The 19,165-nt window shown below is 68.8% G+C and carries 19 protein-coding genes; 4 read left to right on the forward strand and 15 right to left on the reverse strand.

What is annotated here, in order from left to right:
* Positions 1 to 37: 37 nt before the first annotated feature.
* The gene (locus GRC12_RS10095) at positions 38 to 1,030 is read left to right on the forward strand and encodes a 4,5-dihydroxyphthalate decarboxylase (protein WP_244372560.1); all 993 of its coding nucleotides are present in this window, start codon (positions 38 to 40) and stop codon (positions 1,028 to 1,030) included.
* A 188-nt stretch (positions 1,031 to 1,218) separates the two neighbouring features.
* On the opposite strand, the gene GRC12_RS10100 is transcribed toward GRC12_RS10095, so the two are convergent.
* Positions 1,219 to 1,758, reverse strand: coding sequence for a hypothetical protein (locus tag GRC12_RS10100; RefSeq protein ID WP_208778854.1), 540 nt, complete (start codon positions 1,756 to 1,758; stop codon positions 1,219 to 1,221).
* Between the two features lie 562 nt (positions 1,759 to 2,320).
* Here GRC12_RS10100 and GRC12_RS10105 point away from each other — a divergent pair.
* The 3 genes from GRC12_RS10105 to GRC12_RS10115 all read left to right on the forward strand — a co-directional run bounded on the left by GRC12_RS10105 (position 2,321) and on the right by GRC12_RS10115 (position 4,920).
* Entirely contained in the window at positions 2,321 to 2,794 is a 474-nt protein-coding gene (locus tag GRC12_RS10105; RefSeq protein WP_208778855.1) for a MarR family winged helix-turn-helix transcriptional regulator, read from the forward strand.
* Positions 2,795 to 2,843: 49 nt separating this feature from the next.
* Positions 2,844 to 4,265 carry an MFS transporter gene (locus tag GRC12_RS10110; RefSeq protein WP_208778856.1) on the forward strand — a complete coding sequence of 474 codons (1,422 nt, stop codon included), beginning with the start codon at positions 2,844 to 2,846 and terminating at the stop codon, positions 4,263 to 4,265.
* Positions 4,266 to 4,479: 214 nt separating this feature from the next.
* Complete coding sequence (locus GRC12_RS10115) at positions 4,480 to 4,920, forward strand: VOC family protein (RefSeq protein ID WP_208778857.1); 441 nt, start codon at positions 4,480 to 4,482, stop codon at positions 4,918 to 4,920.
* Between the two features lie 734 nt (positions 4,921 to 5,654).
* On the opposite strand, the gene GRC12_RS10125 is transcribed toward GRC12_RS10115, so the two are convergent.
* The 14 genes from GRC12_RS10125 to GRC12_RS10190 form a co-directional block, all read right to left on the reverse strand.
* Positions 5,655 to 5,930: a transposase gene (locus GRC12_RS10125; RefSeq protein ID WP_244372562.1), complete on the reverse strand. Its 276-nt coding sequence runs from the start codon at positions 5,928 to 5,930 to the stop codon at positions 5,655 to 5,657.
* Complete coding sequence (locus GRC12_RS10130; protein WP_308286520.1) at positions 5,914 to 6,540, reverse strand: IS110 family transposase; 627 nt, start codon at positions 6,538 to 6,540, stop codon at positions 5,914 to 5,916. Before GRC12_RS10130 ends, GRC12_RS10125 begins: the two co-directional genes overlap by 17 nt.
* A gap of 239 nt (positions 6,541 to 6,779) precedes the next feature.
* Positions 6,780 to 7,466 (reverse strand): hypothetical protein, encoded by a 687-nt coding sequence (locus tag GRC12_RS10135; protein WP_208778861.1) that lies wholly within the window; start codon positions 7,464 to 7,466, stop codon positions 6,780 to 6,782.
* Between the two features lie 41 nt (positions 7,467 to 7,507).
* The gene (locus tag GRC12_RS10140) at positions 7,508 to 8,032 is read right to left on the reverse strand and encodes a hypothetical protein (RefSeq protein WP_208778862.1); all 525 of its coding nucleotides are present in this window, start codon (positions 8,030 to 8,032) and stop codon (positions 7,508 to 7,510) included.
* Positions 8,005 to 9,282 (reverse strand): MCE family protein, encoded by a 1,278-nt coding sequence (locus tag GRC12_RS10145; protein ID WP_208778863.1) that lies wholly within the window; start codon positions 9,280 to 9,282, stop codon positions 8,005 to 8,007. Before GRC12_RS10145 ends, GRC12_RS10140 begins: the two co-directional genes overlap by 28 nt.
* Positions 9,279 to 10,565, reverse strand: coding sequence for an MCE family protein (locus tag GRC12_RS10150; RefSeq protein ID WP_208778864.1), 1,287 nt, complete (start codon positions 10,563 to 10,565; stop codon positions 9,279 to 9,281). The genes GRC12_RS10145 and GRC12_RS10150 overlap by 4 nt, the downstream gene beginning before the upstream one ends.
* Positions 10,562 to 11,680, reverse strand: a complete 1,119-nt coding sequence (locus tag GRC12_RS10155) for an MCE family protein (RefSeq protein WP_439959877.1) — start codon at positions 11,678 to 11,680, stop codon at positions 10,562 to 10,564. The genes GRC12_RS10150 and GRC12_RS10155 overlap by 4 nt, the downstream gene beginning before the upstream one ends.
* Positions 11,677 to 12,717: an MCE family protein gene (locus GRC12_RS10160; RefSeq protein ID WP_244372557.1), complete on the reverse strand. Its 1,041-nt coding sequence runs from the start codon at positions 12,715 to 12,717 to the stop codon at positions 11,677 to 11,679. Before GRC12_RS10160 ends, GRC12_RS10155 begins: the two co-directional genes overlap by 4 nt.
* Positions 12,718 to 12,920: 203 nt before the next feature.
* Entirely contained in the window at positions 12,921 to 13,958 is a 1,038-nt protein-coding gene (locus GRC12_RS10165) for an MCE family protein (RefSeq protein WP_208778866.1), read from the reverse strand.
* Positions 13,955 to 15,187 carry an MCE family protein gene (locus GRC12_RS10170; RefSeq protein WP_208778867.1) on the reverse strand — a complete coding sequence of 411 codons (1,233 nt, stop codon included), beginning with the start codon at positions 15,185 to 15,187 and terminating at the stop codon, positions 13,955 to 13,957. Before GRC12_RS10170 ends, GRC12_RS10165 begins: the two co-directional genes overlap by 4 nt.
* Positions 15,188 to 15,192: 5 nt before the next feature.
* Positions 15,193 to 15,996 (reverse strand): MlaE family ABC transporter permease, encoded by an 804-nt coding sequence (locus GRC12_RS10175; protein ID WP_208778868.1) that lies wholly within the window; start codon positions 15,994 to 15,996, stop codon positions 15,193 to 15,195.
* Between the two features lie 3 nt (positions 15,997 to 15,999).
* Positions 16,000 to 16,770: an MlaE family ABC transporter permease gene (locus GRC12_RS10180; RefSeq protein ID WP_208778869.1), complete on the reverse strand. Its 771-nt coding sequence runs from the start codon at positions 16,768 to 16,770 to the stop codon at positions 16,000 to 16,002.
* The gene (locus tag GRC12_RS10185) at positions 16,767 to 17,708 is read right to left on the reverse strand and encodes an ABC transporter ATP-binding protein (RefSeq protein WP_208778870.1); all 942 of its coding nucleotides are present in this window, start codon (positions 17,706 to 17,708) and stop codon (positions 16,767 to 16,769) included. Before GRC12_RS10185 ends, GRC12_RS10180 begins: the two co-directional genes overlap by 4 nt.
* Before the next feature lie 198 nt (positions 17,709 to 17,906).
* Entirely contained in the window at positions 17,907 to 18,932 is a 1,026-nt protein-coding gene (locus tag GRC12_RS10190) for a sigma-70 family RNA polymerase sigma factor (RefSeq protein ID WP_208778871.1), read from the reverse strand.
* Between the last annotated feature and the right edge of the window lie 233 nt (positions 18,933 to 19,165).

Genomic DNA, 19,165 nt, shown 5'->3' on the forward strand with positions numbered 1-19,165 from the left:
TAAAAATGAAAGGTCATTCACCAAAGTGGGGATCGTGATGAGCACCGAGCTGACCATCGGCGCCTACCGCTACGAGCACACCGAGGCACTCTTCGACGGCCGCGTGCAGATCGACGGGGTGGACGCCACCCTTGAGACGGAGCCCCTGGTCTCGGACGTCTTCCGGCACATGCTCGAAGGCCGCTACGACATAGCGGAACTCGGCCTGACCTACTTCCTGCGCACCTTCGAGGGGGACGATGCGCCGTTCATGGCGCTGCCAATCTTCCCGAACCGCAACTTCCGCCACTCCGCCGTCTTCGTGAACACCGAGGCGGGGATCGACAAGCCGCAGGACCTCGCCGGCAAGACACTTGGCGAGTTCGCGCTCTTCGGACACGACGCCGGCGTCTGGGCCAAGGGCATCCTGTCGGACGAGTACGGCGTGGGCGTCGAGCAGTGCCGCTGGGTCATCGGCGGCACCAACCATCCCCTGCCTGCGTTCGACTGGCTGCCGCAGCCGGTGCCGGACGGCGTGCGGGTGCGGCACGCCGGCGACGGCCAGAGCCTGGGTGCCATGCTCGAGTCCGGAGAGATCGACGCGCTCATCTCGGTCGACGTGCCCCAGGCCATGGTGCGCGGATCGACGAAGATCGCCCGGCTCTTCCCCGACTACGAGAACGTCGAGCGCGACTACTACCGGCGCACCGGGATCTTCCCCCCGATGCACATCGTCGCAGTCCGCAAGGACCTGGTGCACCGGCCGGAGGATCTGCGCTCGGTCTACCGGGCCTTCGTCGAGGCCAAGGAACTGGCCCAACGCAAATACCTCGAGGACGCCCCGAAGCAGCACATGAGCCTGGTGACCCCCTGGTTCAGCAGCCTGTTCGAACACAACCGCGGCCTGCTCGGCGAGGACTGGTGGCCCTACGGCCTGCGCGCGAACCGCAGGGCGGTCGACACCTTCCTGCGCTACCACCACGAGCAGGGCCTCTCCAAGCGCCTGCTGACCAGCCGCGACATCGTCGTCCCCGACTTCCTCGACACCTGAGCCAGAGTCAGAAGCTGCGTCCCATCCTCCTTCCGCATGCCACGGTGTTGTGAAGTGTGGCAATGATCCGTTTTCGCGTTCGGTTGGTCGTCAATGGACGGCCAGCGGAACGGCCGCGGGGCTACCTTCGGGCGGTTGCCGCGAGAGCGGCCGGGCCGCTCTGGGGCGGCGGCCGTCGGGACGGCGCGTCAAGAGGGTGCCGGGGTGACCGGGGCGGCGGCGCTGGCGATTAGGTGCTCCGCGTCGGGGAGGAAGACCTTGAGGTCGGCCTGGTCCCTCCCCTCGATCCCGATGGCGAACAGGTGGCTCTTGCCTCCGTATCTGACGTCGGACAGAAGGAGCCGTAGCACCGCGGGCTCGGCGAGGCCATAGACGTTGTCTCCAGAATTCGGCCAGGTCAGAAAGTCTACGCAGGCCCGCACTGGGCAGTCGGAGACCTCATTCACCGCCTTGCTGGAGATCGCGATGTCGACCACCTGCGCAGGGAGAGCGTCGCTGCCGATCCTGCCGCTCCGGGGTTTGGAGACCTGTAGGTTCGGGCGGGTGCTGAGCCACGCCACCAGCCCCGACGCGGTGCTGGACACTCCGGCAGCACGTATGTGGTCCTTACCCACCGGGATGAGGTCGGACCAGAACAGGACCCGGTGCAGATCCCAATTGCCGTCCGGCGCCACGGAGAACTCGACGGGTTGGTCCTCATGGCTCTCCCACCGTCCTGTGAAGGTCACCGTCAGCTGCCCGTTGAAGAAGTGCGACGTCCGATGCGGGCCCGCAGGCAGGCTTCCGGGATCCGAACCCCCCGAGAGGCACTCCGGGGCGCAGCCCGGGATCCCCGCCGATGCGGTGGCCGTGGCCGCCGGAGTCCTGGATGGACCGCCGGAGTTGCCCGAGCCGCTGGCGCCGCCGCAGCCGGCGACGAGGACTGCGGAGAGCGGGACCGCGAAGAGCTTGACAGCGGATTTCACGACAGACCCCCATTTTGATCCGGCGCCTGGATCGGCGTAAATGCTCCCAGAATCTGATGCACCGGCATAGGGGAAGGCGCAGGCGGCGCACCGGCACTGTTGCGATGACGGCCAGGTCGGCCTGCAAACGGTCAACGATCCGTTTGAAGGCTCTGCGTCTCCAATTTGCGCAGCTCAAGGGGCATGGAAGGTGCTGCTGATCCCACTTGCCGTTCGATTGAGCATCGGATATCGAACGCCAGTGGTAGCGGCAGCACCGCGTTCCCCCCTGACCTATTGGAAGGCTAGTCTTGCAAAGTCAAACTTGCAAGGCTAGTATTCTAATATGGACCCGCGAGCATCGGACGAACGCGCCGAAACCCTTGAGCCGGACCCCGCGCTGATCGGGGTGGCCACGCGGCTGCGGATCAGCATCGGCACGTTCAGGCGCCGCAGTCATGAAGCGCTGAGTGAGGGCGACTTGACGGGCCCACAGCTGACGGCACTCTCGCGGCTCGAACGGCTGGGTCCGGTCACCACTGCGGAACTGGCCAGGCGTGAGCAGATCACTCCTCAGGCGATGGGCGCCACCGTCGCGGTCCTGGAAGTCCGTGGGCTGGTGGCCCGTACCGCTGATCCCGCTGACGGGCGTCGCTGGCTGCTCACGGTCACCGAGGCCGGCCGGGCCGTGCTGAGTTCCGAGCGCAGCGCCGTCGCCGACCGGATGGCCGCGGCGATGGCGACGTCCTTCACTGCCGAAGAGATCGCAACTCTCGACGCGGCGGCGCCGCTGATCGAGCGGCTGGCCGACCTGTTCTGACCAGCGCCCGTGATCATCGAGCGTCATCCCGAGGAACGGAGGGCGTGCCGTGAATGAGCCGGAGTCCGATGTCGTCGCAAGCGCCCGGAGCGAGGCGGGCGGTGCTGTGCGGCCGTTCTCCTGGCGGTTCACTGCGCCGTTGTTGATCGGCTCGGCGCTGAATCCGATCAACAGCTCACTGATCGCTACCGCGCTGGTGCCGATCGCCGCCGGCCTGCACGTCCGGATCGGCCAGACCGCAGCTCTGGTGACCGCACTGTATCTGGCCAGCGCTATCGCCCAGCCCACGGCCGGCAAGGCCGCCCAGGTGTTCGGTCCGCGGCGGGTCTTTCTGACCGGGAGTGTGCTGGTGGCGGCCGGCGGCACGGTGGGCGGCCTCGCGCAGGAGCTGATCACCCTGCTCATCAGCAGGATCCTGATCGGTCTCGGCACCTCCTGCGCCTACCCGACGGCGATGCTGCTGATCCGCCGCCGAGCCCACGATGCCGGTCTCGACGAACCGCCCGGCAACGTCCTCGGCGCACTTCAGATAGCCGGCACCGCCACGGCGTCGCTGGGACTGCCCGTCGGCGGTCTCCTGGTCGGTGCCCTGACCTGGCGGTCGGTGTTCTTCCTGAATGTGCCGGTAGCACTGGTCGCCCTGGCCGCGACACTGGCCTGGATCCCCCGTGACAGCCCCACAGGCCGCGACCACACCCTGCGTGGCGTCGCCTCCGCCCTCGACGTGCCGGGCATCCTCGGTTTCGGTGCGATGATGACCGCACTGCTGCTTTTCCTCTACGACCTGCCCGTCGTCCACTGGTATCTGCTGGGCATCGCGGTGGCAGCGGGAGCGGCGCTCGCGGTTTGGGAGATGCGTGCCGCCACCCCGTTCCTCGACGTGCGCCTGCTCGCGGCCAACCGGTCTCTGACCCGGACTTATCTGCGTTTCGGCCTGGCGATGCTGTGCGTGTACATCGTGCTGTACGGGCTCACGCAATGGGCCGAGGCCGTACGTGGCCTGTCCGAGAGCGCATCCGGGCTGCTCCTGCTGCCCATGACCCTCGTGTCCGCGGTGGTCATCTCTCCGGTGTCGCGGCGCAATCTCGTACGAGGACCACTGATCGCCGCCGCGCTGCTGTGCGCGGCAGGATCGGCCGGCGTTCTCCTGTTGACCTCCTCCTCCTGGATCGGCCTGTTCGTTGCCATCACCATTGTGTTCGGCATCTCGATGGGCGCCTCTTCAGCCGGCAACCAGACCGCCCTGTACGACCGGGCTCCCGCTCAACAACTCGGCAGCGCCTCGGGTCTGCTGCGCACCTTCGCGTACATGGGCTCGATCGCCTCCTCGGCCATCACCGGCATCGTGTTCCACACGCACGTCACCGACCACGGACTCCACCAGATCGCCTGGACCATGGTCGGCATCAGCGCCGCCCTGGTCATCATCACGATCGCCGATCGTTCGCTGTCCCCGCGCCCCCGATGCTGACAGCGGCCATGTACAGCACCTGCCTCGCGGAATCCAGCACAGCTCCAGGGGTTGTCATGTGCCACCGAACCGTGGGCGTGCGTCAACGGAATGGGGGTGGTGAAGGCCGCTCGCTTCAGATGTGTGGCGCGGGATGTCGAGAACGTGGCACCGGCTCCGTCCCCGGGACATCAGCGGCCAGCACCGGCCGCACGAGGAGAAGGAGAAATGCGCCATGGCCATTCAGCGCATGGACAACGTGGGCATCGTCGTCGAGGACATGGACGCCGCCATCGCGTTCTTCGTGGAACTCGGCATGGAGCTGGAGGGCAGGGCGGAAGTCGGGGGTCGCTTCGCCGACCAGTGCACCGGACTCGACGGCGTCCGCTGTGACATCGCGATGGTCCGCACCCCGGACGGTCACGGCCGGCTCGAGCTGGCCAAGTACCACAGCCCCGCGGCGATCAGCGCCGGACCGCGCAACCGGCCGCACAACATTGTGGGCACGCACCGCGTCATGTTCGCCGTCGACGACATCGAGGACACCGTGGCCCGCCTGCGCCGGCACGGCGCCGAACTCGTCGGCGAGATCGCCCAGTACGAGGACAGCTACCGGCTCTGCTACGTCCGCGGCCCCGAGGGCATCATCGTCGGACTCGCCGAGCAGCTCAGCTGAACGGTGGCGGGGATCCGTGCACCGCGGGACCGCGGTACAGATGGCGGCACCCTTCGCGGAGGGCAGCACAAGCCGGGCGACGAACGGGGCCCGGCTCAGGTGGGCCGGCGACTTGTCCGGCCGATCATGTCCAGAGCCATAACCGCCGGCTGCGGTGGTGGCCGTGTTGCGATCGTCAGAGACCGCCCCCTCTCAATAGGCTCACATGTACAGTTCCGATCTGGAGTGGGTGGGTATGCAGGGCACGCCCACCGGATTCCGGAGGCACGGAGGTCAAAGGGGGAGGTCGTGTCATGTTTGCGGTGATCTACCGGTGGCGTCTGCACGAAGGCAAGGAGCAGCAGTTCGCAGCTGGTTGGCATCGCGTGACACGCGCGATGCACAAGCACTGCGGCAGCTACGGATCACGTCTTCATCAGGCCGATGACGGCACCTGGGTGGCGTACGCACGGTGGCCGGATGCCGCGACTCGCGAGGGGTGCCCAGACGTGGACCCCGAAGGGGAAGCCATGATGAGTGAGGCGGTCGCTGAGCAGCTCCCCACAATTCGATGTCATGTGGTGGACGACCTTCTCGCGGAACCCCGTGACTAGGTCCGGCCGATCATGTACGGCGCCAGATGATCAGGGCCGCCGCAGTGGCAGTGCCGAGGAAGACCTAGCCGCGCTTGATGCCCCTATGGATCGTCAAGCTGCGATGGGCGCGGGGCTCTGCTGGGTGGGAGCGAATGATGATCAGGTGGAGCTCCCGGGCGACGTAGCGTTTGAGACAACGGATGGCTTCGCGTCTGGTCTTGCCTTCTTTGATGCGTCGTTCCACGTAGGTGCGGCTTCGGGCTTCCCAGCGCAGGCGGGCGAGCACGATCGTGTAGAGGCAGAGTTCGCCCGGCGGTCGCCGCCCCGGTTGAGTCGTCGGCGCTGGGTCTTGCCCGACGAGGCTTCAACGGGACTGACGCTGCAGAGGGCGGCTAACGCTGCTTCGCTGTGCAGCCGTTCAGGGTTGTCGCCCATCGCGATGAGCAAGGTGGCGGCGGTGTTCGGTCCCACGCCGTAGGCGTCGAGGAGCTCGGCCAGCTCGGTGCCTGAGCGTCCTGGCGATGAGCTGCTGGAGTTCAGCGATCTCATCGGCGAGTTGCCCGACTCGCCGGGCGAGCCGCCGCATGGTGAACGCAGCGGTATCCGACGCGGAGTCCGCCTGTGCGTCGGGCAGTTGGAGGCACGTGCGGATCAGCTTGGGAAGGCTCAGCCCGGTCAGCGATTCGCGCAGGCCGGGGTCGGCGGTGACGAGTGCGGCCTTGAGCTGGTTGAGCGCCTGGGTTCGGGACTTGACCGCAGAGGTCTTGGCCATGCGTAGCAGCCGTAGGGCTTCGACGGGGCCATCACCGTGTTTCGCTGTGGCGGTCGCCCGGCCGGACAACACCGCTCGGGCGGCTGCTTCGGCATCGATCGCGTCAGTCTTGCCGCGGCGGCGTCGGGTGGCCTCGCCCGGCTGGTTCACCTTGATCACTGTCACGCCGTGTGCGCGTAGGAAGCGGCCAAGGGCGGCTCCGTGCAAGATCCAGCCGCGGCTGCGCGAGATCGCCGAGGGCAAGACACCGGCGGAGGCACGGAGGGCCCTCAAACGGCGCCTCTCGAACGTGGTCTATCGCACCCTCAAACGCGACCGGCAACAAGGCCCTCACGACGACCGCTTGACACACAGAGGCTCTCATCAGCGTCTCCAACGGCGCCCCTCGGACCCGGTGACCCGACCCCCCAGGTCATGCCTTCGACAGAGGGGGGACCAGTCATGCCGGGCCCGGAGGCCAGCGGCCCTCTTGCAGGACCGCGGAAACATAACGGGCGGGCCGATGAGGCTGATCAGAGCGCGTCCACGGCGATCACCTTCCAGCCGTCGGGGGTACGGCTCATCGTCATCCGCACCCGGTTCAGGTCCAGGCGCGAGCCCGAGACCTGGGTGCTCTGCGTGACCTGGTTGACGAAGAGCAGGACGGTGACCTTGTCCGGTGCCGCCGAGACGACGGAGGCCGCGGTGACCGACGCCTTCACCACCCCGTGGTACTTCTTCGCCGTCGGGCCGACCACACTCGCCGTCGTCTTCCCGTACTCCTCCCGGAAGTGCCCGGTCAGCAGATCACGCGCCCGGGTGAAGTCGCGGTCCAGATGCCGGTAGTCGTACGACAGCACGACCGGCGCCGCCTTGCGCGCGGCCGTCAGAGCCTGCTCCCGGGCGCTCTCGGCACGCCGCTCCTGCCCGTACCGCCAGCCGAGCACCGAGACCGCGACCAGGCCCATGACCAGGAGGGCGCCGAGCACCGCGGTGAGCAGCCACCGCCGGGACGGGCGGGCCGGCGCCTCGTCCGGCAGGTCTTCGGGTGACGGCTCCGGCGGGTCCTCCCAGCCGTCCGGGGCCGGCGGGTCGATCGTCAGGGTGCGCCCGGTGAGGGGTTCCTCGGGCTGCTTCGGGTCCTCGACCCGCCGGGTGCGCTTGGCCGCCGCACGGGCGGCCGCGTTCATCGCCCGGCTGCGGGCTGTCGGGTTCGCCATCGTCATACTCCTCACTGGTGGTGCGTGACCGGTGGTGCGGGTCAGCCCACGAACTCGACGTCGGAGGTCAGCCAGCGCCCGTCCCGGTGGACCAGGTCGAGCTGCAGCCGATAGGTGCGTGCCTCCCCCTTGGGCACGGCCGTGTTGGTGACCTTGCTGTCGGCGACCACCAGGACGCGGGCCGAGTGCGCGTCGGAGCGGACGATGCCGGCGTCGAAGACCTGCCCCTCGGAGACCGACCTGTTCTCGGCGACGAGCTTGGTCAGGTCCTGGGTCTGCGCGCTGAACTGCTTCTTGAAGGCGCCGGTGGCGCCCTTGAGCACGTTGGCGCTGTCCCGGTCGTAGTGCCGGTAGTCGAGCGTGGTGAAGTTCAGCGCGGACTGGCGGGCGGCAGACAGGATGTCCTGGCGCCGCATGTCCTTGTCGTGCTGGTCGTAGAGGCGCAGACTCAGCCAGAGCGCGGTTGCCGTGGTCAGGAGGGTCGCCACGACGAGACCGACCGTGAGTGCCTTCCCGTTCGCGCCGAGTTCCTTCACGGTCAGGCCATAGGACCGACGAGCAACCATTGCCACGACTCCTTTCCGAACACCGTCTGCTGTCCGCCCGTCGAGCCGATCTCGACGGGCTTCCCGTCCGGGCCGGTCGCGGTGCCGGTCTCCGGGTCGTACGGCGTGACGTACGCCGCCTGGTTCGAGCCGCCCGAAGCTGAGCGTGCGCCGGGGGCGTTCTGCGCGCCCCGTACCGAGGTCTTGCCGCCGCGCGGAGCGGTGCAGCGCGCGTCGGTGTTCGCCGCGCGCGCACCGGTGTCCGAGGGATCCCGCCGGGCCGTGCCGTATCCCTGGGTGCACGGCGCCGGGTCGTCGGCGTTCACCACCAGGCCGAAGTGGAAGGTTCCGTCGCCCGGCACGACCGTGTAGCTGCCCGAGACCAACGCCGGGAAGGTGACGAGTGCCTGCTCGACGCCGGGCAGGTGGGCCAGTGTGACCTGGCCGCCGCTGATCAGGTTGGCCAGCAGGACCGAAAGCTGCGGACCGGTCGACTTCAGCAGGGAGTTGACCTCCTGCGCGGCCGGCGTGGCATTGCCGATCAGCTTGCGCACGTCCCCGTCGCTTGACTTCAACTGCTGGGTGAGCAGCGCCAGGTCGTGCGCGAACGACTTGATCGACGAGCCCTGGTCGGCCTGCGTCTTGAGGACCTTCCGGGAGTCCTCGATCAGCGAGATCGTCTGGGGCAGCGAGCCGGACGCGGACTCGACGAGCGCGTTGCCGGAGTCCACCAGCCGGCTCAGGTCGGGGCCGGTGCCGTTGAAGGCCTTGCCCAACTCGTCGACGGTGACCCGGAGATCGTTCTTGCCGACGGAGTTCACCAGCCGGTCCAGGCTGAGGACGAGGTCGGTGGTGGGCAGTGGCACCCGGGTGCTGCCCCGCGGGATCGCGCTGCCGTCGAGGAGGTACGGGCCGTGCGAAGTGCGCGGCTGCAGGTCGACGTACTGCTCACCCACCGCCGAGCGGTTGGCGACCACGGCGAGGGTGTCCGCCGGGATGCGCGGCGCGCCGCCCCTGATGTCGAGGGCGACCGACACGCCGTCGTCGCCCGTCAGTCCCAGCGAGCCCACGCGGCCCACCGGCACACCGCGGTAGGTGACCTCGGCGCCCGGGAAGATGCCCCCGGAGTCGGCGAAGTCGGCCCGCACGGTGTAGCCGCGGTCCAGGAGGCTGTCCAGCAGGCCGGTGTACTGGGCGCCGACGTACGACACCCCGACAGCGGTGACGGCCGCGAAGGCGAGCAACTGTGCCTTGACGGTACGGGTGATCACGGCTGGACCCCCTTCAGCATCAGCTCGGCGAGCGCGAGGTCGATCCCCTCGGGTGCGCGGGCGCCGGTGGAGTAGGCGCTTGTGCACACGGGCGGGCACAGCACGTCGCCGCCGCCCGAGGAGGCCGAGGGGGTCGGCAGGCTTGGCGCGCTCGGCAGCGCGGTCGGTGTGGGGACGCTCGGCAGGTGAGGGACGTCCGGGACGTCCGGGACGTCCGGGAGATCCGGCACGTCCGGCGTGTCCGGCGGCTGCGAACCGCCCTTGCCCCCGCCGGAGTGGCCGCCCGCCACGTTCCCGTACAGGTCCGCGAGGTCGAGGTCCGCGGTGAGGTGGAGGTTGACGTAGTCACCCTTGACCGCCTCCGTGGCGTTGCGCGGGAAGGGGTAAGTGGTCAGCAACTCCAGGGAGTTGGGCAGGTCGCTGCCCGCCTTGTTCAGCTGCTGCAGGATCGGCCGGAGGCTCCTGAGGTTCGCGATCGTGTCGTCGTGCGAGGCCTCGACCACCTTGGTGCCGGTCTCGCCGAGCTTCGACAGGGCGGTGAGCATCTTCGTCAGGTTGCGCCGCTCGCCGGCCAGGACCTTCAGCGCGGGCGGCATCGTGTCGACGGCCTCGGCAATGGTCTCCTTCTCCCTGCCGAGCCGCGCCGCGAGCCGGTCAACGGCCTTGATCGCGCGGACGATGTCCGCCTTCTGCTCGTCCAGTCCGCCGACGAACGTGTTCAGCTCCTTCAGCAGCGACCTGACCCGGTTCTCCCGGCCGTCCAGGGCCTTGTTCAACTCCACGGTGATCGTCTTGAGCTGGGCCACCCCACCGCCGTTGAGCAGCGCGGACAGCGCGGACAGCACCTCCTCGACCTCCGGGTTGCGGCCGCTGCGGGACAGCGGGATGCGGTCGCCGTCGCGCAGCCGGCCCACGGGGGGCGTGCCAGTCGGGGCGGCGAGTGCCACGTACTTCTCGCCGAGCAGGCTGGTCTGCCGCAGTTCCGCGACCGCGTTGGCGGGCAGCTTCACCGAGTCGGCGACCCTCAGCCGTACGCGCGCGTGCCAGCCGTCCAGCTGCACTTTCTCTACCGCGCCCACGGTCACGTCGTCGACCTTCACCGCCGACTGCGGCACCAGGTCCAGGACGTCGCGGAAATCGACGGTGACGTGGTACGCGTGCCCGTCGGCGGCGGCACCGCCGGGCAGCGGGACGTCGTACCAGCCGTTGAACTCGCAGCCGGACAGCAGCAGCGAGCCGACCGCCGCCCAGGTCACGGTTCCCGCCGTGCGTCGTATGCTCATGCGCTCGCCCCCAGGATCCCGCCGAGCGTCCTGTCGGTCGTCCCCGTCACCGCGCTGCCCTGCGTGGGAAGTTCGGGCAGGGAGTCGAAGAGTTTCGTCAACTCCTTGCAGTCGGGGTTCTTGCCGCCTTCGTCGCCCGTCGTCCTGAGCAGGGAGCACAGGAGCGAGGCCGGATCCTGGGCCTGCTGGGCGTTGTTGCGGGTGTCGAGGGTGCCGGAGGACGGGTTGTAGGCGTTGTTCAGGTTGGACAGACCGACGGGTGCGACCGTCAACAGCTCGTTCAGCGCGGCGCGTTGGGTGATGAGCACCTTGGTCACCTTGCTGAGGCCCTTCACGTCCGAGGTCAGCGACTTCTTGTTCTTCTTCACGAAAGCGGACACGTCACCCAGCGCCGTGGCGAGGTTCGCGAGCGCCGCCGCGAGGTCCTTGCGCTCGCCCGAGAGCTGCTCGGCGACCGTGGCGAGGCTGGTGTTGAACGAGCGCACGCTCTTGTCGTCAGCCGCCAGTGCCGCCGTGAACACCTGCAGGTTCCGTACCGTGCCGAACAGGTCCCTGCGGCCGTCGGACAGTGTGGTGACCGCCTGCGAGAGGTCCTGGACCGTCTGGTTGAGGTTCTCGCCCTGCCCGTCGAGGTTGTCGGCACTGACCCCGAGCAGCCGCGACAGGGAGCCGTCCTTGTTGGCGCCCTTGGGACCGAGGGCGTCCGCCGTGGTGTGCAGGCTGTCGAAGACGCGGTCCAGTTCCACGGGTACGGCGGTGCGCTTCGCAGGGATGACGGCGCCGTCGCGCAGGACCGGGCCCTTCCGGTACACCGGCAGCAGTTGTACGTAACGGTCGCTGACCACCGAGGAGTTGATGATCGCGGCCTTCGCGTCGGCGGGGACCTTGCGCCCTTCGTCGTACTCGAACTCGACGCGCACCCGGCCGCCCTCGGGAGTGATCTTCTCGACCTCGCCGATGCGCACACCGAGGACACGGACGTCCGAGCCGGGGTAGATGCCGATGGTGCGCGGGAAGTACGCGGTGACGTGGATCTTCCCCGGGCGAGGCCACAGTGCGTAGGTGAGCGCGGCGATCAGCGCCACTACGGTGACCAGAGCCAGGTTCCTCCTCACTGCCCGCCTCCCGTCTTGGGGACCACCGGAGCGGCGACGAGGTTCTGAACGTAGGAGTCGAACCAGCGGCCGTTTCCGAGGGTGTTGGTGAAGACCCGGACGTAGGGCGCGAGCAGCTTCACGCTGCGGTCCAGGCTGGACTGGTTGCGTTCGAGCATCTGCACCACGCGGTTCAGGCCCCTGAGGGCGGGCCCGATCTCCTTGTCGTTGTCGTCGACCAGACCGGAGAGCTCGATGCCGAGCGTGGCCGAGGTCTTCAGCAGCTTGTGGATCGCCGTACGGCGCTTGCTGATCTCCTTGAACAGGCTGTTGCCGTCCTTGACGAGGGCGATGAAGTCCTTGGAGCGGTCGGCCAGTACACCGGTGGTGCCGTTGGCGTGGTCGAGGAGTTCACCGAGGGCCTTATCGCGCGAGGCCACCGTGCGGGAGATCCGCGACAGGCCCTTGATGGAGGCGCGTACCTCAGCGGGCGAGTCCTGGAAGGTGGCGGAGATGGTGTCCAGGGCCTTCGCCAGCTGCTCGGTGTCGACCTTCTCCGAGGTGGTGGTGAGGTCGCTGAAGGCCTGCACGACGTCGTAGGCCGCCACCGTGCGCCGCAGCGGGATCTCGCTGCCGGGGCTCAACCGGCCCGGCCCCTTCGGCTGCAGGGCCAGGTACTTCGCGCCGAGGATCGTCTTGACCCGGATCGACGCACCGGTCTGCGTGCCGAAAGCCGGGTCACCCTTGACCTTGAAGGTCACCTTGACGTGGTCGCCGTCCAGGTCGACGTCCTCGACCCTGCCGACCTTCACCCCGGCGATCCGCACCTCGTCGCCGGGTTTGAGACCGCCGGCTTCCGAGAAGGCCGCGCTGTACGTCTTTCCGCCACCGATGAAGGGGAGGCTGTCGGCGTTGAACGCGGCCACCGTCAGCAGCGCGAGGACGGTGAGGCCCACGGCACCGATGACCACCGGGTTGTGCTCGCGGAAGGGGATCAGGCGGGGGCGCCGGAGCCGGATGCGCGGGAGCCTGGGCGGCTCGATGCGGACCTTCATCATCGGCTGAGGCTTCGGCTGCGGCTTGCCGGGGCGTGGTGCTCGCCGGGGAAGCCGTGGCCTGGGCAGCTTAGGCGGGTCGATTCGAACTCTCATCAGAGGTTCCGGTGTGCTGCGGCGAGGTGCCCGACGGGGGAGCCGCAAGGTCGGCAGCTTCGGCGGGTCGATGCGGACCTTCATCAGGGGTTCGGGGCGCTGCTTGCGCGTCACGATCCGCACCTCGCCTTCGCCACGTGCATGTCGGGGCTCAGTACCTGCTTCGTCTTCGGCAGCACGATCCGGCCGTCGAAGTCACAGAGATAGAAGTTGAACCACGAGCCGTACGACGCGGTCCCCGTCAGTGCGTTGAGCTTGTTCGGCAGCCGCTTCAGCACGCCCTCCACGGTCTTCTCGTTGTCGTTCAACGTCCCGGTGAGACCGGTCAGTTGGGCGATGTCGTCCTTCAGCGGCGGCCGCGCGTCCGTCAGCAGCCCCGAGGTGGCGTCCGTCAGGTCGCCGATGTTCACCAGCGACTTGCCGATCGGCTTGCGGTCGGCGGACAGTCCGGAGATCACCCGCCGCAGCTGCTTGAGCAGCCCGGAGAAGCGGGTGCCGCGCTTGTCCAGAGTCCCCAGCACGGTGTTGAGGTTGTCGATCACCGAGCCGATCAGCTTGTCGCGGTCGGCGAGTGTCGTGGTGAGTGAAGCCGTGTGCACCAGAAGGCTGTTGACGGTCCCGCCCTCGCCCTGCAGCGTCTTGATGATCTCGGTGGCGAGCTGGTTGACGTCCTGCGGGCTGAGCGCGGCGAACAGCGGTTTGAAGCCGTTCAGCAGGGCGTTGAGGTCCAGCGCGGGCTGCGTGCGCTTCAGCGGGATGGTGGCCCCGGGCCTCAGCCGGGCGCCGTCGCCCGCGCCCTCGGTCAGGGCGACGTACCGCTGTCCGACCAGGTTGCGGTAGCGGATGACCGCATGGGTGCTGGTGAGCAGCGGCCGCTCCGCGCCGACGGTGAAGGTGATCTCCGCCAGCGTCCGGTCCTTGATCCGGATGCCCTCGACCTCGCCGACCCGCACCCCGGCGACCCGGATGTCGTCGCCCTTCTCCAGGCCGGTGACATCGCTGAAGACGGCACGGTAGGTGTGCTCGGGAGTGAAGGAGACGTTGACGATGGTGGCGGCCAGCAGGGCCGTCGCCGCGATCGTGACCAGCGCGAAGACGCTGAACTTGACGAGGGCAGCCGTGGTCTGCCGGGCCGGGGTGGTCCTCATGCCACACTCACCGCCGTCCCCCGCGCCATCGGCCCGAACAGCAGCGTCGCGACCGGCGGCACCTCGTCGGCCGGCACGCCCATCACCGGCGACACCAGCGATCCGACGGCCCGCTGCTCGGCCCGGGTGGCGGAGACGCCGGGCAGGGACGAAGTCCCTTGTTTCGAGCCGTCGTTGAGGTGCGTTCCGGGGGACGGCACCTGCGGGCTGGGCAGATCACGGCAGTTCGGCCCCGAGTGCTCGCCGTAGTGCGGCTCCTCCCCGGGCTGGTAGGCGCCCTGCTGCCGTACGACTTCGAGCGTGATGTGCATCCTGCCGCCTTGGAAGGCCTGATCGGAGGCCTGTTCCTCGTGGGCCAGGCCGGCCAGGAGGCACGGGTACTCGGGGGAGTAGCGGGCGAAGAGCTCCAGGGTGGGGCGGGAGACCCGGCCGAGGGTGATCAGCCGGTCGCCGTTCGCGTCGAGGAAGCCGTCCGCGGTGTCCGCGACCGTCGCCGTCGTGGTGAGCGCGCTCGCGAGCCGGTCCCGCTCCTCGACCAGGGTGCGGCTGGTGGTGAGGGTGTCGCGCAGGATCTCCATCAAGTCGGGGGCCGCATCGCCGTACACCTCGGCGACGTCGGCCAGACGGGCGAAGTCCTCGGTGAGGGACGGCAGATGGGGATTGAGGCGGTGCAGATAGGCCTCCACGCGGGTGAGGTTGTCGCCGATCCGGTCGCCGCGGCCCTCGAGGGCGGTGGCGAAGGCGGAGAGCGTGGCGTTGAGCTTGCCGGGCTGCACGGTCCGCAGCAGCGGCAGCAGGTCGTTCATCAGCTGCTGCACCTCGATGCCGACGCGGGTGCGGTCCTGGGGGATGACGTCGCCGGCGCGAATAGGCCGGGCCGAGGTGTGCGCGGGCGCGACCAGGTCGACGTACTTCTCGCCGAACAGCGTCTTCGGCAGCAGGCGTGCCCGCACGTCGGAGGGGATGTCGGCGACGTACTGGGGCTTGAGCGCGATGTCGAGCGTCGCCTTCGTCCCGTCGGCGCGCACCGAGCGCACCTCGCCGACCAGCAGGCCGCGCAGCTTGACGTCGGCGCGCGGGTCGAGTTGGTTGCCGAGGCTGTCGGCCTCCAGCTTGATCCGCACGACCGGGGTGAACGCCTGCTGGTACACCGCGACGGACAGCGACAGCAGCAGGGCGAGGACGGCAAGGAACACCAGGCCGTACAACCGCAGTCTCAGTACCCTCATTCGGCTCACCCCGCAATCCGTACGGTCGTGTTGGCGCCCCAGATCGCGAGCGACAGGAAGAAGTCGAGGACGTTGATCGCCACGATCGAGGTCCGCACCGCGCGGCCCACCGCGACGCCGACGCCCGCCGGGCCGCCGCTCGCGTAGTAGCCGTAGAAGCAGTGCACGAGGATGATCACGACGGCGAAGACGAGCACCTTGCCGAAGGACCACAGGACGTCGACCGGCGGGAGGTACTGGGAGAAGTAGTGGTCGTAGGTGCCCGCCGACTGGCCGTAGTAGCCGGTGGTGATGGTGCGGGCGGCGAGGTACGAGGACAGCAGGCCGATCACGTACAGCGGGATCACGGCGACGAAGCCGGCGATCATCCGCGTGGTCACCAGGAACGGCAGCGAGGGCACGCCCATGACCTCCAGGGCGTCGGTCTCCTCGCTGATTCGCATCGCGCCGAGCTGGGCGGTGAAACCCGCGCCGACGGTCGCGGAGAGCGCGAGTCCGGCCACCAGGGGTGCGATCTCCCGGGTGTTGAAGTACGCCGACAGGAACGCCACGAAGTTGGAGGTGCCCAGCTGGTTCAGCGCGGCGTAGCCCTGCAGGCCCACCTCCGTTCCGGTGAAGAACGACAGGAACGCGATGACGCCGACCGTGCCGCCCACGACCGCGAGGGCGCCGCGGCCGAAGCTCACCTCGGCGAGCAGCCGCAGGATCTCCTTCCTGTAGCGCCGCAGCGTCCGGCCCGTCCAGGCCAATGAGCGGCCGTAGAAGGAGAGCTGGCGCCCCAGTGCCTCGAGAGTGTCGAACAGCGCCATGCCTCAGCCCCTCTGCGGGACGACTTGGAAGTACACCGCGGTCATCACGAAGTTCGTCACGAACAGCAACATGAAGGTGATCACCACGGACTGGTTCACGGCGTCGCCCACACCCTTCGGGCCGCCCTTCGCGGTAAGTCCCTTGTACGAGGCGACGATCGCCGCGATCGCCCCGAAGACGAGTGCCTTGATCTCGGCCGCCCACAGGTCGGAGAGCTGGGCGAGGGTGGTGAAGGAGGCGAGGTAGGCGCCCGGCGTGCCGTTCTGGAGAACGACGTTGAAGAAGTAGCCGCCGGCGACGCCGACCACGGACACCAGACCGTTGAGCAGGACGGCGACCACCATGGACGCCAGCACCCGCGGCACGACCAGCCGGTGGACGGGGTCGATACCGAGGACCTGCATCGCGTCGATCTCCTCGCGGATCTTCCGTGCCCCGAGGTCCGCGCAGATCGCCGTGCCGCCCGCACCGGCGATCAGCAGCGCGGTGACGATCGGCGAGGCCTCGCGCAGAACGGCGAGGACCGAGGCGGCGCCCGAGAAGGACTGGGCGCCGAGCTGCCGCGTCAGACTGCCGATCTGCAGCGCGATGACGGCGCCGAAGGGGATGGAGACAAGGGCGGTCGGCAGGATGGTGACGCTCGCGATGAACCAGGCCTGCTGGATGAACTCCCGTGCCTGGAACGGCCGTCGGGGCATCGTCCGGACGACGTCCAGTGCCATCGCGAACAGGTTCCCCGACTGCCGCAGCGCACCGGTCGGTGACAGTTTCATAGGTCCGCCACCGCCTTCCGCCGTCGCAACTCCGCTTCCCGCTCGGCGATCGCGTCCCAGCGGGGCGGTCGCAGGATGCCTGGGCCCGGCAGCAGGCGGGGAGTCAGAGCCTGGCTGCCGGGAGTCTGTGTGCCGTTGCCCAGTTGGGCCAGCTCTTGCTCGACCTGGGCGGCGTCCTTCTCCTCCGCCATGCCGATCGGGCCCTGCATACGCCCGTTCAGGAACTGCCGCACGACCGGCTCGTCACTGGTCAGCAGCTCTTCCCGCGGCCCGAACATGACCAGCTCGCGCCGGAACAACAGGCCGATGTTGTCGGGGACCTGGCGGGCAGAGGCGATGTCGTGGGTGACGATCAGGAAGGTCGCGTCGATCTGCGCGTTGAGGTCGACGATGAGCTGGTTGAGATAGGCGACTCGGACGGGATCGAGGCCGGAGTCGGGCTCGTCGAAGAGGATGATCTCGGGGTCGAGGACGAGGGCGCGTGCGAGCCCGGCCCGTTTGCGCATCCCGCCGGATATCTCGCCGGGCAGTTTCAGCTCCGACCCGATCAACCCGACCATGTCCATCTTCTCCAGCACGATGCGCCGGATCTCGCTCTCGGACTTGCGGGTGTGCTCGCGCAGCGGGAACGCGATGTTGTCGTAGAGGTTCATCGAGCCGAACAGTGCGCCGTCCTGGAACAGCACGCCGAACAGCTTCCGCACCTCGTACAACTCGTGCTCGCGAAGCTTCGTGATGTCCCGTCCCGCGATGCGCACGCTGCCGCGGTCCGGCTTCAGGAGCCCGACGAGCGTCTTGAGGAACACCGACTTGCCCGTGCCGGAGGGGCCGAGCATGACGGACACCTCCCCGGCGGGCAGCGTCAGCGACACGTCCTGCCAGATGACCTGGTGACCGAAGGACTTGGTCAGCCCTTCCACACAGATCTCGACACCCATCCGGTCCACCTCTCGGCCCGTGGAGCTGCTCCGACATCTGCTCTACGGGGAGGGGCGGGCGGTCCGTCGCTCGGGAGCGGAATTTTTTTCAGGTGGGTCCGCGGGGCGGAGTTTGGTGGTGGTCCTAGGGGGCTCCGCGGGTGGGTCCAGGTGGCCCACGGGACCGCTCGAGCGGGCCTGCGCCCTATGTGAGGGGGGTTATGGGACCGATGGGAGCGTGCTCAGGGCGGAGGTCGGCAGTGAGACGGACGGCACCGCGAGGGAGGGGACAGCGGACTCGACCGGCGTGGTGGGCAGGTCGGGGAGTTGTGTCACCTTCGGCAGTCCAGACACCCTCGGCACGCTGGGTATCCCCGGCACCTTCGGGACCGTCGGCGCCGAGACCTGCGGCAGAGGCGTGACCGACAGCGGTACCACCTGCGTTCCGTCGCTTGGGGACCCGGCCGCCGGGGGAGGGGGCGACGTGGCCGAGGAGGCCGGTGACGGCTGGGCCCGGCCCGTGCCCGTCCTGTCGGTCCTGTCGGTCCGCACGGCCGCCGCGCCGGGAGTCACCGACGGATGCGGAGCCTTCGTGGTGCCGCCGCCGTCCAGTGTGTACGGCAGCACGAACCCCGCCACCGCCAGCGTCGCCGCCGTCGAGGCGACCGCTACAGCCTGTGCCTTGCCGCCGGCCTTGAGGCGCCCGCGGCCGAGCAGGAAGAGCACAAAGCCGAGGGTCGCGGCCAGGGAGTTGCGCAGGGTTCGGCGGGCCCGGGCGAGCAGAGACTCAACGGTGCGGTAGCTCAGTCCCATCTTCACGGCGACCTGGCCGACGTCCAGGTCCTCCGACTTCAGCCACAGCGCCTCCGCCTGCCGGTCGGGCAGCTCACCGCTGCGCACCGCAAGCCACTTCGCCTCCGCCCGGTCGCACACCGCCTCCTCCACCGGCACCGGACCCGGCGCGACCAACCTCGGGCTGACGCGGACCTCGGCCTCGCGGTTGACCTGCCGGTACCGGTCGACACACAGCCGCATCGTCACCGTCGTCAGCCACGCACCGAGCCGCTCCTCATCGAGATCCGGCCGCTCCGCCGCACGCAACATCGCGTCGTGCACGGCGTCCTCCGCGTCCTCCTGGCTCATCGACCTGCGCCGAGCCACCTTGAGCAACTGCTCGCGGTGGCTCCACATGCGCCGCCAACGCTCGTCGGTGGCGTCCGTCTCCGCAGGCATCTCCGTCGCCATGAGGGCCCCTTCGCGCTCACTCGCCGGTGTCCCGATCCGGCGGGTTGCGACATTACCGCCGGGTAGCCGCGGTTGTGGAGGGGGAGGAGGCCATCGAATCCGCGCTGTTACTGGTCACAGGCCGGTGCTGGGGAGCACGTCACCGACGGGGAGGTCGATACTCGGGGTGGGTACGGGGGCGAGTGGTTCCGCCGTACTCCCGCTCGCCGGGCGGGAGTTGGAGGGGGTCGGCG

The sequence above is a fragment of the Streptomyces griseorubiginosus genome (assembly GCF_017614965.1).
Classification (GTDB): Bacteria; Actinomycetota; Actinomycetes; order Streptomycetales; family Streptomycetaceae; genus Streptomyces; species Streptomyces griseorubiginosus_B.

What these genes read in the sequence shown, in the direction of transcription:
- GRC12_RS10165 (WP_208778866.1), bottom strand. Translation starts at nt 13,958, where the DNA reads ATGAGGACCACCCCGGCCCGGCAGACCACGGCTGCCCTCGTCAAGTTC.
- GRC12_RS10185 (WP_208778870.1), bottom strand. Translation starts at nt 17,708, where the DNA reads ATGGGTGTCGAGATCTGTGTGGAAGGGCTGACCAAGTCCTTCGGTCAC.
- GRC12_RS10095 (WP_244372560.1), top strand. Translation starts at nt 38, where the DNA reads ATGAGCACCGAGCTGACCATCGGCGCCTACCGCTACGAGCACACCGAG.
- GRC12_RS10175 (WP_208778868.1), bottom strand. Translation starts at nt 15,996, where the DNA reads ATGGCGCTGTTCGACACTCTCGAGGCACTGGGGCGCCAGCTCTCCTTC.
- GRC12_RS10115 (WP_208778857.1), top strand. Translation starts at nt 4,480, where the DNA reads ATGGCCATTCAGCGCATGGACAACGTGGGCATCGTCGTCGAGGACATG.
- GRC12_RS10160 (WP_244372557.1), bottom strand. Translation starts at nt 12,717, where the DNA reads ATGATGAAGGTCCGCATCGAGCCGCCCAGGCTCCCGCGCATCCGGCTC.
- GRC12_RS10135 (WP_208778861.1), bottom strand. Translation starts at nt 7,466, where the DNA reads ATGGCGAACCCGACAGCCCGCAGCCGGGCGATGAACGCGGCCGCCCGT.
- GRC12_RS10170 (WP_208778867.1), bottom strand. Translation starts at nt 15,187, where the DNA reads ATGAGGGTACTGAGACTGCGGTTGTACGGCCTGGTGTTCCTTGCCGTC.
- GRC12_RS10140 (WP_208778862.1), bottom strand. Translation starts at nt 8,032, where the DNA reads ATGGTTGCTCGTCGGTCCTATGGCCTGACCGTGAAGGAACTCGGCGCG.
- GRC12_RS10190 (WP_208778871.1), bottom strand. Translation starts at nt 18,932, where the DNA reads ATGGCGACGGAGATGCCTGCGGAGACGGACGCCACCGACGAGCGTTGG.
- GRC12_RS10105 (WP_208778855.1), top strand. Translation starts at nt 2,321, where the DNA reads ATGGACCCGCGAGCATCGGACGAACGCGCCGAAACCCTTGAGCCGGAC.
- GRC12_RS10125 (WP_244372562.1), bottom strand. Translation starts at nt 5,930, where the DNA reads ATGGGCGACAACCCTGAACGGCTGCACAGCGAAGCAGCGTTAGCCGCC.
- GRC12_RS10180 (WP_208778869.1), bottom strand. Translation starts at nt 16,770, where the DNA reads ATGAAACTGTCACCGACCGGTGCGCTGCGGCAGTCGGGGAACCTGTTC.
- GRC12_RS10150 (WP_208778864.1), bottom strand. Translation starts at nt 10,565, where the DNA reads ATGAGCATACGACGCACGGCGGGAACCGTGACCTGGGCGGCGGTCGGC.